Below are 14,497 nucleotides of genomic sequence, written 5' to 3'. Positions count from 1 at the left end.
GCGAGATGGCCATAACGACACCGACGACAGCCGAGCGGATCCGTAGCGCATGCGCACGAGGCGGCGGCGCCATGGTCGCGGTCGAGGGCATCGAACCCGTCGTGTCCCCCGTTCATCACCTGCTCGACGACGGGTCGTTCGCGATCACCGTCCCCGAGGCGGGGCCGTTGGCCGGCATCGCGGTGACCGCCGGTTCGGCCGGCGTGCAGGCAGTGTTGGAGATGACCGATTACGCCCCGCTCCCACTGCGCGAACCGGTGCGCTCCCTGGTGTGGATCCGGGGCCGCCTGCAGCACGTGCCGAGCGACGAGGTTCCGGCGCTGCTCGACGTGATCGCCTCCGAGAACCCGGATCCGGCTCTACTGCAGGTGAATTCCAGTACCCACGACCAGAACGACGACAACCACACCCTGATGCGCTTGGAGATCGAGTCCGTCGTGGTGGCCGACGCCACCGGCGCCGAGTCGGTCGGCCTCGGGGCTCTACTGCAGGCTCGCCCCGATCCGTTCTGCGCGCTGGAATCCGGTTGGCTGCAGCACATGGAGTCCGCGCACCGCGACGTGGTGGAACGCCTGGCCACCCGGTTGCCGATGACGCTGCGCCAGGGGCGGGTACGGCCGCTGGGACTGGACCGCTACGGCGTGCAGCTGCGCGTGGAGAATGAACACGGCGACCACGACGTACGGTTGCCGTTCCCCAAGCCGGTCGACGACATCACCGGCCTGAGCCAGGCGATCCGGATACTGATGGGCTGCCCGTTCCTCAACGGCCTGCGCGCGCGCAGGATCTGAACCGCACGATCGGCCACGCCGACCGGGCGCCGCTACCGTAGCTTCGGTGAACGGGCCCCACGACCAACTCGAGCCGCAACGCCGGACGCTCAAGATCGAGATCGCCGTCGTGCTCGCGGTGACCTTCGGGCTCAGCGCCTACACCGCGGGGCTGCGGCTCGTCGAGGCGGTGCTGCTCGGTCTGTCCGGACAGACCGTCGCTCTCAACCCGAAACGCTCCCCGTTCGACCTGATCGACCTCGGCTTGCATCTGGCCGTCGTCCTGCAGCTGCTGGCGTGGGGCGCACTGGCCCTGTACCTGTTGTGGCGCAGCGGTTTCGGACCATCCGCGATCGGGCTGTCCCGCCCGCAGTGGCGCACCGACGGTGTGGGCGGGCTCGGCCTGGCCCTGCTCATCGGCCTGCCCGGGCTGGGGTTCTACCTGCTGGCCCGGGTGCTCGGCCTGAGCGCCGACGTGGAACCGGCCGAGCTGTACGACACCTGGTGGCGCATCCCGATGCTGCTCGGCGTGGCGTTCGCCAACGGATGGGCCGAGGAGATCATCGTGGTGGGGTTCCTGCTGACCCGGCTGCGTCAACTCGACGTCAGTCCCGGACGGGCCCTGGTCATCTCCAGTCTGCTGCGCGGCGCCTATCACCTGTACCAGGGCTACAGCGCGGGTCTGGGCAATGTGGTGATGGGCCTGGTGTTCGGCTACGCATGGCAGCGCACCGGGCGGTTGTGGCCGCTGATCATCGCCCACACCCTGATCGACGCGGTGGCGTTCGTCGGCTACGCGCTGGTGGCAGATCATCTCGGTTGGCTGCGATAACGCCTCCGGCACGTACATTTCTGCTGTGGACGACATCACCGGTTCCGGCGGATCGCGCGACCCGCGCTCGCGGCGTCCGGGACCGCGCCGCCGTGACGCCGAGCCGTCGCAGGTGATCCGACGCGACCCGAACTACCGTCCGGCCTGGCCGCCGAATCCGCCCACGCCGCCACGACAACCCCCGAGACAACCCCCGCCACCCAGGCAGCCGCCGCCCAGATCCGCCCCACCGCCACCGCCACCTGCACCGCGTTCCCGCCGGGTGTCGCACCCGCCCAGGCCCGCCGCGACCCGTCCGTCGGCACCTGCACCCGCGCCGGTGCGCATGCCGCGCCGACGACGCCACTGGGGACGTCTGGTGTTGGTGGTGCTGCTGGTAGGTGTCCTGGCCCTGATCGGCGGCGGTGCGTGGGTCGACTCGTCGCTGCACCGGATTCCGGCGCTGGCCGACTATCCCGAGCGGCCCGGGGTGGCACACGGCACCACCTGGCTGCTGGTCGGATCGGACAGTCGCCAGCATCTCAGCCCGGAGCAGCAGGCCGAGCTGGCCACCGGCGGGGACATCGGCACCGGCCGCACCGACACGATCCTGTTGGTGCACATCCCCGGGATCGGCTCAGGCGCACCGGCCACCATGGTCTCCATCCCCCGGGATTCCTACCTGCCGATTCCGGGCTACGGCGAGGACAAGGTCAACGCCGCGTTCTCACTGGGCGGGGCGCCGTTGCTGGCGCAGACCGTCGAGCTGGCCACCGGCCTGCGACTCGACCACTACGCCGAGATCGGTTTCGACGGTTTCGCCGCGCTCGTCGACGCCGTCGGCGGGGTGACGATGTGCCCGGCCGAGCCGATCAGCGACCCGTTGGCCGGGATCGACCTGCCGGCCGGTTGCCAGGAGTTCGACGGCCGCAACGCGCTCGGATACGTCCGCAGCCGCGCCACGCCACGTGCCGATCTGGACCGGATGATCAACCAACGGGCGTTCATGTCCGCACTGCTGCACCGGGCCACCAGCCCGGCGGTGCTCCTCAACCCGCTGCGGTGGCAGCCGATGGCCCGCGCGGCCACCAACTCGGTGGCCGTCGACCAGGACGCCCACGTCTGGGACCTGGGTCGACTGGCCTGGGCGATGCACGGCGACATGGTGACCACGACGGTGCCGATCGGCGAGTTCACCGGAAGCGATTCGGGTGCGGTGGTGGTGTGGGACAGCGACGCGGCCAGCCGGTTGTTCAGCGCCCTGGCCAACGACACAGCCGTTCCGGACGATGTCATCGAACAGCCCGAACCTTGAACTCAGGCGACGCTAAACAAAGCAATAGCAAATTACGGATGGCAAATGTAATGCCCGCCACACGACTAAGGTAAAGCTGGCCTCAATGAGGTCTACCTTCGATGACAATGCACTCTGACCTGCTATATCCTCGCGATCATGACCATGACCGGTGAGCACGACACCAAATTCCATGCACTCGTTCAGGATCAGATTCGCAGCGAGTTCACCGCGTCACAGCAATACGTCGCCATTGCGGTTTATTTCGACGGTGCCGATCTCCCGCAACTCGCCAAGCACTTCTATGCGCAGGCGGTCGAAGAGCGCAACCACGCCATGATGCTGGTCCAGTACCTGCTCGATCGGGATATCGACGCCGAGATCCCGGGGGTCGACGCGGTGTGCAACCGTTTCGAAGCGCCCCGTGACGCACTGGCGCTGGCTCTGAACCAGGAACGCACCGTGACCGAACAGATCAGCCGGCTCGCCAGCGTCGCCCGCGAGGAGGGCGACTACCTCGGCGAGCAGTTCATGCAGTGGTTCCTCAAGGAGCAGATCGAAGAGGTCGCGTCGATGGCGACGCTGGTGCGCATCGCCGACCGCGCCGGTACCAACCTGTTTCACATCGAGGACTTCGTGGCGCGGGAACTGGCCGGTAGCGCCGGCGTCGACGCCGCGGCACCGAAGGCCGCGGGCGGCAACCTCTAGCCCTCAGTCCCGGCCCGCACCGGTCAGGCCGTTCTGCAGCCAACTCTTGGTGCGGCCGGGATGATTCGTGGCCACCCACCCCACGCCGATGTCGCGGCAGAACTGGACGTCCTCGTAGTGGTCCACCGTCCAGCAGTACAGGGCGCGTCCCTGCGCGGCGGCTCGGTCCACCAACTCTGGGTGCTCACGCAGGGTTGCAATGGACGGACCGACCGCGGTGGCCCCGACCGTCGTGGCGGCACTGCCGCCCAGGTAACGCGACGTCTCCCCGAGCAGCACCGTCGGAAGCATCGGGGCGGCCCGCCGAATCCGCCACACGGCTGCCGCCGAAAAGGACATCACCACCGCGCGTGACAGATCGGCCGAGGCCGGGGCCGCGATTCCGTACCGGTGCAGCAGTGCCAGCACCTTGTTCTCCACCAGCGCGCCGTAGCGCACGGGATGTTTGGTCTCGATGAACAACTTGACCGGCCGGTTCCAATCCAGCACCAGCGAGACGAGATCGTCGAGCGTCAGCAGCCCGGTGTCGCCGACGGCGCCCTCGACATCTGGGGCGGCTTCGTCTGCGTCGTCATCGTCGGAGCGTCCACCGGCATGCCACGACCCATAGTCCAGCCTGCGCAACTCGGCCAGCGTCATCTCACTGACGAGACCGCTGCCCGTCGAGGTCCGGTCCACCCGGCGATCGTGCACGCACACCAGGTGTCCGTCGCGGGTCAGCCGCACATCGCATTCCACGCCGTCGGCACCCTCACGGAGCGCCAGGTCGTATGCGGCGAGCGTGTGTTCGGGCTTCGCGGCGGATGCTCCCCGGTGGGCCACCACGAACGGATGCCCCGGCCCCGGTGTCGCCTGCGCAGCAGCGCCGCCGTCGCCCGTTTCCATACGGCCTATGCTGCCGGGTTCTGCCCTTGGGGCTCAACCGGAACGGCGGATTCAGCGGAATCCTCACGATTCTGCGACGTATCGGCCGCGTCGGTTCCGGTTGGACCGGACTGCTCGGGCTCGATCACCACCCAGCGCCGGACACTGCGCTCAGCCGTCGCACCGCTGCCCTCGAACCCGACGAACACCTTGGCGGTCAACAGGAATGCCGCCAGCGCCAGCAGGTATCCGACGATCACGGTCACGGTGTTGTTCGCGATGTTCTGCGGGGCGCCGTTGAAGAACGTCACGTACACGGTGCTCACCATCGACGCGAACGCGACCACTGCGCTGAACACCCAGACGATCCACCACACCACGATCTGGCGACGCAGGTGCGAGAGGCGCCCTTCCAGAGCGGCCAGTTCCCACACGAACACCGGCGCCATCACGACGTTCACCCCGGGCAGCAGGCAGCACAGCCACAGTGTCCTGGTGCTGCGCGGATCCACCTCGCCGTGGACGGCGTAACCGGCGGCCCGCCGCGTGATGAGCCACCGAACCAACGTCACCACCGCGACGACTACGACGCCCATCGCCACCACGCTGGCCAGCAGCCCGATAACCACACCACCGGTCGCGATCAGCGGATGCAGCAGCACGCTGCGGTTTATCAGCAGCAGCACATAACGAATCACGTGGGCGAAGGCGGCGATTCCCAGCACCACCATGGCCACGACGAGCATGGCGCGCACGTTGCCGACATCGGTCTCGCGGTCGGTTTTCTGAGGCTGCTCCTCGAGATCGAACTGCTGGTGCAGCCCCCAACTCGGAATCGAGCGGTAGTGCGGGGTCGGGCCGAGCGGATGTCGCTGCCGGCGCTGGTGTGGCGGAGGGCCGGGGCGCAGGGCGACCCAGCGATAGCCGGGGGCGCGATGCGGTGGAGTGCGCTGCGCCGCCGCCGAACCCGGCGCCGAAGGCCGGGCAGTGGGTCCCCACTGGGGCTGAGACACCGCGGGTACTGCGGGCGCCAACAAAGAACCGCCGCACCGGGGACACCACGACCGCTGCCGGTCGCGCACATTCCAGCGCGTCTCGCACTGCGAACACACCTGGATCATCCGACCAGCCTAGTCACGATCTCCGGACAGGTACCCGCGCTCAGACGGTTCCCGGGCCGCCGGTGTCGGTGATGACCGGGCGCCCGGCTCCGGCCCAGGCCAACATTCCGCCTTCGACATTGGTCGGGGTGTATCCATTACGGGCCAGATAGTTCGCCACCCGCAGGGAACGCCCACCCGAGTGGCAGATCACGTACAGCTCGGCGTCGGGGTCGATCTCGGCGATTCGCGTCGGCACATCACCCATCGGGATGTGCTGGGCTCCTTCGGCATGACCGCGTTGCCATTCGTCGTCCTCGCGGACGTCGAGCAGCACGACAGCCCCATCGAACGCGGCGGGTACCGCGGCGATATCTGCCTGCCCGACTTCCACATCGTCCATGCGATCAATGCTCGCATGCTGACTCAGCAACGCAAAGCTATCCACAGTTTCCACAGGTTCATCCACAGGCCCGGCACCTGCGGAAAAGCCTCCGAGATGCACGTTACTGTGCGGTAGCTGTCCATCACTGTGGATAAACCTGGGGCTTTCACGGCAGCGATCAACAGCTGCCACCTACGCGGAGCGAAATTAAGCACTCGGCTAAACCGCGGCCACCGGGACCGATCGGACCGGTTGGGATCAGCCCGATTCCGAGCGCTGCGCGGGCCGGCCCCAATTTTCCCCCGGCCATTACACGGGCTATGATCGGCGTCACACCAGCTGTTGTGACAGATCTCACTGCGGGGAACATTGATCGTGCAGGTCAGGAGGGTTTGATGGCGTCACATCCGATCGGATCGGGATCAGCCTTTCCGCAGCCCGAATGGCAGTCATCGGGATATCTGCACACCCGCAATCAGTCGATGTCCTTCCTTCGCGCCGGCGTGATCGCCCTGCTGCTACTCGGCGTCCTGGCCGTGATCGTCTTGTTCTGACCAACGCCCGATCGGGTATACGTGAGGTCGGCGCGCGCGTCCTTGCGGTGCGCCTTGCGATGGAGCAATGTTGGCAGCGATCTTGAGCGTCGAACTACACGATCCGAAGATCACGCTTTGCTCCAACGATCGATAATGAGGAAGGAATCTCGTGGCTGAATACACCTTGCCGGACCTGGATTACGACTACGGAGCGCTGGAGCCCCACATCTCCGGGCAGATCAACGAACTCCACCACAGCAAGCACCACGCGGCGTACGTCAAGGGTGTCAACGACGCCGTCGGCAAGCTCGACGAGGCGCGGGCCAACGGTGACCACGCGGCGATCTTCCTCAACGAGAAGAACCTGGCCTTCCACCTCGGCGGCCACGTGAACCACTCGATCTGGTGGAAGAACCTGTCCCCCAACGGCGGCGACAAGCCGACCGGCGACCTCGCAGCGGCGATCGATGACCAGTTCGGCTCGTTCGACAAGTTCCGGGCGCAGTTCACCGCCGCAGCCAACGGGCTGCAGGGTTCAGGTTGGGCCGTGCTCGGCTACGACAGCCTCGGCGACCGGTTGCTGACCTTCCAGCTCTACGACCAGCAGGCCAACGTGCCGCTGGGCATCATCCCGCTGCTGCAGGTCGACATGTGGGAGCACGCCTTCTACCTGCAGTACAAGAACGTCAAGGCCGACTATGTCAAGGCGTTCTGGAATGTCGTGAATTGGGAGGACGTGCAGAACCGCTACGCGGCGGCCACCTCCAAGACCAACGGCCTGATCTTCGGCTAGCTCTGGTCTCGATCCGAGTTCGAGGGCTGGATCGGTTTCTGATCTCTCATCAAGGGGCGTCGCGCACACTGCGTGACGCCCCGCCCTCGTTTCTTGGCCGACTCGTTATCGGGTCGGAGCCCCGTGTCGCCTTGCACCTCCCCCGCTGCTGCCGCATTCTGAACTGATCGACCCACAGACGTGTCGGAGTTGCCGGCCAGCCGGCGAGCCAACATCGATGTCCCGGAGGCGATATGGATACGACGGGGTCCGGCCGGGCCATAGAGATCGCCCCCTTCCATTCCGGCGGTGCACTCAAAGGGTTCGTGGTGCTCGGCCGATGGCCCGACTCCACCAAAGAATGGGCGCAGCTGCTCATGGTCACCGTCAGAGTCGCCTCGTTACCTGGATTGCTCTCCACCACAACCATTTTCGGTGTCCGCGAGGAATTGCCCGAGACGCCCCGCCCCGGCACGGTCGGCATCGTCATCGCAGAGGGACCGGTGGTCGGCGAGTCTGCGGTTCCGCCCGGGTATTTCGCCGACCATCAACCCCCGGCACTACTGATGCTGCATCCGCCCTCGGAGACAACTCCGTCACTTCCCGAATGCACCGGCGCCGCTTCGGGCTGCGTGTTGCTGCCCGGACTTCCACATCTCGGATTGGAACACCGCGCGGCCTGGGTGGAAGCCGAATCCGACGGCACCGTCACGTCGATGGTCAGCAGGGTGGGCGTCGACCCGATCAGTCATCCCGACACCGCGATCCTGGCGATGCTGTTGGCGGCGTGAGCGCACCAGCAGCGGCCGCCCTCTCCGGCACGGAGAATACGGCTACCGGAAAAGGGGAAGAAACCTAGCGCACCGGGCGGACAACGGTTAGTGTGCTCTTGATCAGCGGAGGGCGGAAGCCCGCAATCGTCGCGTCGACACGCTGGCTTTGAGCCCGGCCGACAGCCTGCGATGCGGTGGGCGACACCTTCGACCGTATGTAAGTAAGCCGCGCAAGCGGCAGGTATCGCGGTGTGTCGAAAGGTCGCCATGTCCGCAGACGCAGACATCAGCGTCTCAGCAGGATCGCCGAGATCGGCGACCCGATGTGGGCTCCAGATTGCCGTGACAGCCCGCCGCAACCGTCGCCGTCGCTGCATTTGTACCGGCGATTGTCCGGCGGCTCCGAAAGACTCCACCCGTTTCCACCCCGTAGTCGCCGTCCGGAATCGGAGTCAGATCCCACCCAGGCCCGTCTGGCTATCGCGGTCGAGGGGGTCGACGGGCATTCCCCCGCCCCACCTGTAACGTGTTCCAACGTACTCCGACGACGGCGTCGCGCGCCATCCTGCGCGACCCGGATTCCGCACCCTAGCAAATGCCTGATTCTGCTAGTCACGGCACCGTCTCAGTTGCCGGTCAAGACGTTACTCACAATCGAGCGCACCTGTGCCCGCAGCTCATCGCCTCCAATACAACGCAGGCGTCACCTTTTGCATTGTCGGACGGCACAATCCCGCCACCCCCCTACGGCGAAGGCTGCTGCATCCGCAGCCGGAGCGCTCTAAACGCAAAGCCCGTTTAACTTTTGTGGCGTTTGCACTTGGTTGTCGTCACAACACTCGCTACGATAGTCAGCAAATACGCCGCCTATTCGTACCGCTCAAGATCATGTGGAGGTCAAATCCATGAGCAAGACGTTCGCCGCCCGCCTAAACCGCCTGTTCGATACGGTTTATCCACCCGGCCGGGGACCCCACACCTCTGCCGAGGTGATCGCAGCGCTGAAGTCCGAGGGCGTCACCATGTCGGCCCCGTACCTGTCCCAGCTCCGTTCGGGCAACCGGACCAATCCGTCAGCGGCAACCATGACCGCACTTGCCAACTTCTTCCGGATCAAGCCGGCGTACTTCACCGACGATGAGTACTACGAGAAGCTCGACAAGGAACTGACCTGGCTCGATAGTGCCCCTTGGGGTGGTGGACTTCGGATCGGCGTGGGTTCACGCGTGGTGATCAACGAGTCGTGGTGAATGCTAGGCGATTTGGCGTTGTTCGGGAACCGGTTCGGTCTCTGTTTGGGCGGCGGCGTGTTTGGCGGCGATGACTTTGCGCAGTTCAGCCATGGAGACCTCGGATAGGTAGCGGCGGGTGACTTGCCATTCGTCGTGGGCTTCGATGACCACGGCGGTGGCCAACCGCAGGAATGCTGCGGGGTTGGGGAAGATTTCCACGACATCGGCGCGGCGTTTGATCTCCTTGTTGAGGCGTTCGATGGGGTTGTTCGACCAGATCTTTGCCAGTGTCCGCGTGGGAACGCCGTGAACGCCAGCACGTCAGTTTTCGCTTCGTCCATCATTGTGGCCACTTTCGGGAAGCTCGACGACAGCGTGTCGGCGACCTGGTCCCATTGGGCGGCGACGTCGGCGGGTCGGTGTGGGCGAAGATGGTCTTGACCGCCGCGGTCACCGCCGGGCGTGTTTGGCGGCCACCGCGCCGTGCAGGTTGCGCATGAAATGGACCCGGCACCGCTGCCAGGAGGATCCGGCGAACTGCTGGGCGACGGCGGCCTTGAGCCCGGCGTGGGCATCGGAGATCACCAGGTGCACCCCGGCCAACCCGCGGGCCTTGAGGGAAGCCAGGAACTCCCGCCAGAACTCGAAGGACTCGCTGTCACCAACGGCGGTGCCCAGCACCTCGCGGGTGCCGTCGATGGACACCCCGGTGGCCACCACCAAAGCGTGGGATACCACATGAGCCCCGATACGGACCTTGCAGAACGTCGCGTCGCAGAAGACGTACGGGAACTGGGTGTGGGTCAGGTTGCGGGTGCGAAAGGCCTCGATCTCCTTGTCAGGCCGGCGCAGATGCGTGAGACCTCCGACTTCGAGACCCCGAACCGACACCGAGCGCTGCGACGAGGTCATCGACGTTGCGGGTCGACACCCCGTGCACGTAGGCCTCCATGATCACCGCGTGCAAGGCCTTGTCGATACGGCGTCGCCGCTCGAGCAGCGACGGGAAGAACGATCCGGCCCGCAGTTTGGGGATCTGGACTTCGATATCCCCGGCGGTGGTCGACACCGTCTTGGGACGGTGCCCGTTGCGATGCGTACTGCGATCGCCGCTGCGTTCGTAGCGGCCGGCGCCGATCGCCTCGGTGGCCTCGGCCTCGATCAACGCCTGCAGCCCGGCGCGGATCAGCTCGGCGAACACCGCCCCGGCATCAGCGGACTTGAGCGCATCGAGCTGGGCGAGCAAGGCAGAATGGTCCTGGGTCATCGCGTGGTGCGTCCTTTGCTTGAGTCACTTTGGTCGGTAACTCAATGACCACTACGCGATGCCCCACCCCAAAGCCCTCAACGACACACCGAACAGAGTCCGGCCGGGTCAGCCTCAGGCCCGAAACCCCACCACCCCAGGGGACTTACCCCCTGGCTCGCCAGCATGCGCGACGAGGGAATCCGCCGGATCGCCGCCCGCACCGTCGGACTGTCCAACGAAGCTCAGCAGGATCTGGTGCAGAAGGTCGATGAACTGCGCCGCCGGGAACACCTCGACGGATAAGTCGTCGGTTTCGGCCGGCACCTTCGCGCGCTGAAGCCCACTCGCGCGGGCTTCAGTTGCGCGTCGCCGCGCGGTCCAATTCCCGGTACTGCTCGGCAATCGCCAGAATCCATTCCCGGTCGGAATACGACTCGGGTTGACTCAACCAGGCCAACCCCGGGAACGCCGAATTCTTGTCACCCTCGCGGGTGTCGTAGATCCACTCAGCGACCGCCTGGGCCTGGTCCCGGGGTGGTACCTGAGGTCGCTCGGTATCCCCCGATTGTGTTGTGTCGCTTGATCCTCCGGATCTGTGACGCGCATCGGCAGCCGTGGCCTCCAGATACAGTGCATCGGAAATCAGCGACATCCGTTCGGCGACGCGGAACACCAATGGTCCGCGCGGACGCACACCGATCCCCACGTCGGGTTGACGCTGGGCCAATTCGCCCAGAAGCGGTTTGATGGTCCGCAGCTCGTGGTGCGCACCGAACCAGTCTTCGACACTCGGCAGCAGCGATCCGGCGGCAACGACCACCATCGCGCAACCGAGGAGGGTGGCCGCGGCGCCGACGCCGGCGGGTTCGGTCTGTCCCGCTGCCCGGAGCAGGACGAAGCCGGTGGCAGCCACGATCAGCACCATGCCGGTGGTGAACAGGAACAGCGCCCGCCCCCGCCGACTGCGGTTCGAATAGCGCAGGCCGGCCCAGACCACCAAGGTGAGCGCCAGAAACACGTAGAGCAGTGGGAGCAGCCACGAGCCACCGTGCGGTCCCAGACCCCGCCTCAGATACTCAGCGGGCGCCATCTCCGGTTGCCGCCCGGCGCGGAAGAAGATCACCAGGCTGACGACGATGACGACACCCGCGATGCCGTATTGGATCAGCGCGATACGCCGGGTGAGGGCGGCCGAATGGCCCGAGGACGCGGTCGTGATCATGACGCAACTGCCTGCCGCACAGGCGATCAGCGCCACCTGGCTCAGGCCGGCCGCGATGTTGGGCCAGTGCACCACCGTGTCGATCAACAGGGCGAGCGGTTGCCAGTTCAGCGCGGCCACCACGCCGAGGCTGCCCAATGACAGGATCATCGCGGAGCTCACCAGGGATTGTTTGTTGACCAGAGCCCAACCGATACGCACGCCGGTAGCCAGGCCGAGCAGGCCGGCGATCACCCAGACGATCAACCAAATGCCTCTCCGAGGCGAACCTGGACGATCGACGACCGGTCGGAGGGCAGCCGGCCGAGGCGGTACAGCAGCAGCGCGGCGAAGTCCTCGGCTTCCTGCTCGATGTCCTCACCGTTGGGTCCCATGCAACCGGTGCGCTGATTGAGCATGTAGCTGATCAGGTCGGAGGTCGCCACCTCGGCTGTTGCCGCGGCCGCGTCGACGATCGATATGCCCTCGTGGCCAAGGACCAGATGACCGAGCTCGTGGGCCAGCGTGCGATCCCAGGCCGGTAACCCCTGCTGGATGAGGAACACGTCGCGGTCGGTGTATTGGCGCCACTGGCCGCAGACACCTGTCGGAAGCTCGGCCATGCTCAACTCGATCGGCCTGCCGCGGTCCTCGGCCACCGCGTCGACCAGGCAGGTCAACGTGATTTCACCCCTTCGCGGAGCGAGGTCGAGCACCTCGTTGACAGCACGCGTGACGCTTCGACTGGCGGACATGTCCCCCCTTCACCCTTTCCTAGCCACGCTGGACAACTCCAGCCATCTGGATTCTCCCAGGCCACCCCTAACGCATGAACCTGGTGGCGTCGATTGGGACCGTACGGCCGGCTTTCGCCTGCCGGAAACCGACGAGCCCACCCAGGCCGGTCAGGGCCATCATCCCGGTGACGCCGGGCAGCGTCACGGCCACGAGCTCCTTTATGCTCGCCACACGCAGGTAGTCCGCGTATCCGGCCCTGAAGTCCACCGACGTCGACGCGTCCAAGCCGACAGCGGCCGGAGGCCGCGACTCGGTGCGCATCTTGGTATTGGGTTGCACGTCAGGTCCCGACCGTGGCCCGTACTGCGGCCCGTGGTCGTCAGAGCCTGGAGCGCTCAATGGCACCGCGACCGGCGGCACGATCACCGGCAGGGCGACGACCGGAAGTGCGATCGGCGGCACCCCGGCCGCTGCGGCCAGGCCCGGTGGAGGTGGTACGGCCTCGTCGGGCAACTGCATGTCCGGTGGGCGCGGGGAGTTGAACATGCCCCGGGCTCCGCCTCCCCCGCCACCACCGCCGGCAGCGTCGCCGACGAAGGGCCCGATGGTCTCGGACGTTCCAGAGGTCGTCTCGGTGGTGGTCTCGGTCGTCTCGGTCGGCTTGGTCGTCTCGGTCGGCTTCGTGGTCTCGGTCGGCTTCGTGGTCTCGGTCGGCTTCGTGGTCTCGGTCGGCTTGGTCGTCTCTGTGGGCTTGGTCGTCTCAGTCGGCTTCGTCGGCCTGGTCGTTTCGGACCTGGTCGGCGACGGCGTCTGAGAGCCCGACGGTTGCCCGGTGTGGGTCGGTTCTCCGGTTCCAGAAGGTTTGCCGGTTGTCTTGGTCGGCTGGCCCGTGGTCTTGGTCGGCTTGGTGGTCGGACGGTCGGTGGTCTTACGGGACGTCCGCGTGCCCGTCGAGCCGCTGCCGTCCCCATTTTCGCCTTGGTCGTCGCCATCCTGGGAATGGCCTTGACCGTGGTCCTTGCCGTCGCGCCCATCGTGGCCGCTGCCGACACTGCTCGACGATCCCTGACCGGTGTCAGGCCGACCCCGATCGGGGTCGGCAAATGCCAATGCCCCTCCGACACCGGCGATGATCAGGCCCGTTAACACCAAACCGGTCGAGGCGGCGACGCGCAACCGCGAACGCACGTTTTCACCACCCTTTCGCGCACCGCCCAACAGCTCCAACTGATGAATCTAATTCTTACACAACCGGTCAGTTCAAATTTGCTAGCTGGCCCGATTGCCCGTGCTCATCGCGGGGAGCCGCAGCGGAGCAAATCCGCCGGACGATACTGTGGGTCTGCAGCAGTTCTGCGGTGACCACGAACACACGACGAATTGACCGGGAGGCAACCGGAATGGGCCTGTTCACGCGACGAAAAAGCCGCGCCACCCGCCGCGCCGAAGCTCGCGCCATCAAGGCCAAGGCCAAGCTGGAAGCCCGGCTCACCGCAAAGAACGATGCCCGTCGCATCAAGGCTGATCAAAAATCAGCGCAGCGGGCCCTCAAAGCTCAGGTCAAAGCGCAGCGGGACACCGACCGCAACACCCTCAAAGTGGCCGAAACCGAGTTGAAGGCAGCCCGAGAGGGGCGTCTGCTCGCCCCCGCTCGGATCCGCCGCCTGCTCACCGTCACACGTTTGCTGGCGCCAGTGCTCGTGCCGTTGATCTACCGTGCCGCCACGGCCGCCCGGGGCGCGCTGGACGAGCGTCGTGCCGATCGTCTCGGCGTCCCGCTGGCCCAGCTGGGTCAGTTCTCCGGGCACGGCGCTGAGCTGTCCGCACGGATTTCCGGGGCCGAGCAGACGCTGCGACAGGTGGCCGAGAAGAAGCCCAAGGACGCTGAGACCAAGCAGTTCGTCTCGGCGATCAGCGAGCGGCTCACCGATCTGGCCGCAGCAGTGACTGCCGCCGAGAACATGCCGACCCCACGTCGCCGAGGTGCCCACGCGGCGATCGCCGCCCAACTCGACGGCATCGATGCCGATCTGATGGCTCGGCTCGGGTTGGTCTAGCTCAGTT

15 protein-coding genes and 3 pseudogenes are annotated in these 14,497 nt (G+C 66.2%); 11 read left to right on the top strand and 7 right to left on the bottom strand.

The genetic code is table 11. From position 1 onward, the window contains the following. Nucleotides 1–5: 5 nt before the first annotated feature. The 4 genes from G6N44_RS18975 to G6N44_RS18960 all read left to right on the top strand — a co-directional run bounded on the left by G6N44_RS18975 (nucleotide 6) and on the right by G6N44_RS18960 (nucleotide 3,583). On the top strand, nucleotides 6–791 hold the full coding sequence (locus G6N44_RS18975) for a DUF2470 domain-containing protein (RefSeq protein WP_163666538.1): 786 nt from the start codon (nucleotides 6–8) through the stop codon (nucleotides 789–791). A 46-nt stretch (nucleotides 792–837) separates the two neighbouring features. Next, nucleotides 838–1,602: a CPBP family intramembrane glutamic endopeptidase gene (locus G6N44_RS18970; protein WP_163666536.1), complete on the top strand. Its 765-nt coding sequence runs from the start codon at nucleotides 838–840 to the stop codon at nucleotides 1,600–1,602. A gap of 25 nt (nucleotides 1,603–1,627) precedes the next feature. Next, nucleotides 1,628–2,896, top strand: a complete 1,269-nt coding sequence (locus tag G6N44_RS18965; protein WP_170309410.1) for an LCP family protein — start codon at nucleotides 1,628–1,630, stop codon at nucleotides 2,894–2,896. A 138-nt stretch (nucleotides 2,897–3,034) separates the two neighbouring features. Then, on the top strand, nucleotides 3,035–3,583 hold the full coding sequence (locus G6N44_RS18960; RefSeq protein WP_163666532.1) for a ferritin: 549 nt from the start codon (nucleotides 3,035–3,037) through the stop codon (nucleotides 3,581–3,583). A 3-nt stretch (nucleotides 3,584–3,586) separates the two neighbouring features. On the opposite strand, the gene G6N44_RS18955 is transcribed toward G6N44_RS18960, so the two are convergent. From G6N44_RS18955 to G6N44_RS18945, 3 genes are all read right to left on the bottom strand, one after another. After that, nucleotides 3,587–4,468, bottom strand: a complete 882-nt coding sequence (locus G6N44_RS18955; RefSeq protein ID WP_163666530.1) for a glycerophosphodiester phosphodiesterase — start codon at nucleotides 4,466–4,468, stop codon at nucleotides 3,587–3,589. A 5-nt stretch (nucleotides 4,469–4,473) separates the two neighbouring features. Then, nucleotides 4,474–5,460 carry a DUF4328 domain-containing protein gene (locus tag G6N44_RS18950; RefSeq protein ID WP_308213800.1) on the bottom strand — a complete coding sequence of 329 codons (987 nt, stop codon included), beginning with the start codon at nucleotides 5,458–5,460 and terminating at the stop codon, nucleotides 4,474–4,476. A gap of 148 nt (nucleotides 5,461–5,608) precedes the next feature. Next, nucleotides 5,609–5,950: a rhodanese-like domain-containing protein gene (locus tag G6N44_RS18945; RefSeq protein WP_163666526.1), complete on the bottom strand. Its 342-nt coding sequence runs from the start codon at nucleotides 5,948–5,950 to the stop codon at nucleotides 5,609–5,611. Nucleotides 5,951–6,327: 377 nt separating this feature from the next. Here G6N44_RS18945 and G6N44_RS29090 point away from each other — a divergent pair, with 377 nt between their 5' ends. From G6N44_RS29090 to G6N44_RS18930, 4 genes and pseudogenes are all read left to right on the top strand, one after another. Next, nucleotides 6,328–6,486: a hypothetical protein gene (locus G6N44_RS29090; protein ID WP_170309409.1), complete on the top strand. Its 159-nt coding sequence runs from the start codon at nucleotides 6,328–6,330 to the stop codon at nucleotides 6,484–6,486. Between the two features lie 151 nt (nucleotides 6,487–6,637). Further along, on the top strand, nucleotides 6,638–7,261 hold the full coding sequence (locus tag G6N44_RS18940) for a superoxide dismutase (RefSeq protein WP_163666523.1): 624 nt from the start codon (nucleotides 6,638–6,640) through the stop codon (nucleotides 7,259–7,261). A 233-nt stretch (nucleotides 7,262–7,494) separates the two neighbouring features. Next, nucleotides 7,495–8,031, top strand: a complete 537-nt coding sequence (locus tag G6N44_RS18935; RefSeq protein ID WP_163666521.1) for a peptidase — start codon at nucleotides 7,495–7,497, stop codon at nucleotides 8,029–8,031. Between the two features lie 887 nt (nucleotides 8,032–8,918). Then, a pseudogene (locus G6N44_RS18930) lies at nucleotides 8,919–9,191 on the top strand (transcriptional regulator); the annotation flags it as partial. A 75-nt stretch (nucleotides 9,192–9,266) separates the two neighbouring features. Here the strand turns inward: G6N44_RS18930 and G6N44_RS18925 are convergent. Further along, nucleotides 9,267–10,512, bottom strand: a pseudogene (locus G6N44_RS18925) (IS256 family transposase). Nucleotides 10,513–10,665: 153 nt separating this feature from the next. Between G6N44_RS18925 and G6N44_RS29900 the strand changes: the two are divergent. After that, nucleotides 10,666–10,797: pseudogene (locus tag G6N44_RS29900) on the top strand (transcriptional regulator); the annotation flags it as partial. A gap of 52 nt (nucleotides 10,798–10,849) precedes the next feature. Here G6N44_RS29900 and G6N44_RS18915 read toward each other — a convergent pair. From G6N44_RS18915 to G6N44_RS18905, 3 genes are all read right to left on the bottom strand, one after another. Then, complete coding sequence (locus tag G6N44_RS18915; RefSeq protein WP_163666520.1) at nucleotides 10,850–11,962, bottom strand: hypothetical protein; 1,113 nt, start codon at nucleotides 11,960–11,962, stop codon at nucleotides 10,850–10,852. Then, nucleotides 11,959–12,450, bottom strand: coding sequence for an ImmA/IrrE family metallo-endopeptidase (locus G6N44_RS18910; protein WP_163666518.1), 492 nt, complete (start codon nucleotides 12,448–12,450; stop codon nucleotides 11,959–11,961). Before G6N44_RS18910 ends, G6N44_RS18915 begins: the two co-directional genes overlap by 4 nt. Nucleotides 12,451–12,517: 67 nt before the next feature. Then, on the bottom strand, nucleotides 12,518–12,979 hold the full coding sequence (locus G6N44_RS18905; protein ID WP_163666516.1) for a hypothetical protein: 462 nt from the start codon (nucleotides 12,977–12,979) through the stop codon (nucleotides 12,518–12,520). Between G6N44_RS18905 and G6N44_RS18900 the strand changes: the two genes are divergently transcribed. Together G6N44_RS18900 and G6N44_RS18895 are read left to right on the top strand one after the other, a co-directional pair. Beyond that, a complete protein-coding gene (locus tag G6N44_RS18900; RefSeq protein ID WP_163666514.1) occupies nucleotides 12,978–13,247 on the top strand; it encodes a hypothetical protein in 270 nt (89 codons plus the stop codon). The two genes, G6N44_RS18905 and G6N44_RS18900, sit on opposite strands and share 2 nt — an antisense overlap. A gap of 586 nt (nucleotides 13,248–13,833) precedes the next feature. Further along, nucleotides 13,834–14,490: a DUF6474 family protein gene (locus G6N44_RS18895; RefSeq protein ID WP_163670147.1), complete on the top strand. Its 657-nt coding sequence runs from the start codon at nucleotides 13,834–13,836 to the stop codon at nucleotides 14,488–14,490. The last annotated feature ends 7 nt before the right edge of the window (nucleotides 14,491–14,497 follow it).

This window comes from Mycolicibacterium alvei, assembly GCF_010727325.1.
Taxonomy (GTDB): Bacteria; Actinomycetota; Actinomycetes; order Mycobacteriales; family Mycobacteriaceae; genus Mycobacterium; species Mycobacterium alvei.
Note: the sequence above shows the minus strand (reverse complement) of the source record. Positions and strands in the feature narration are given on the sequence as shown.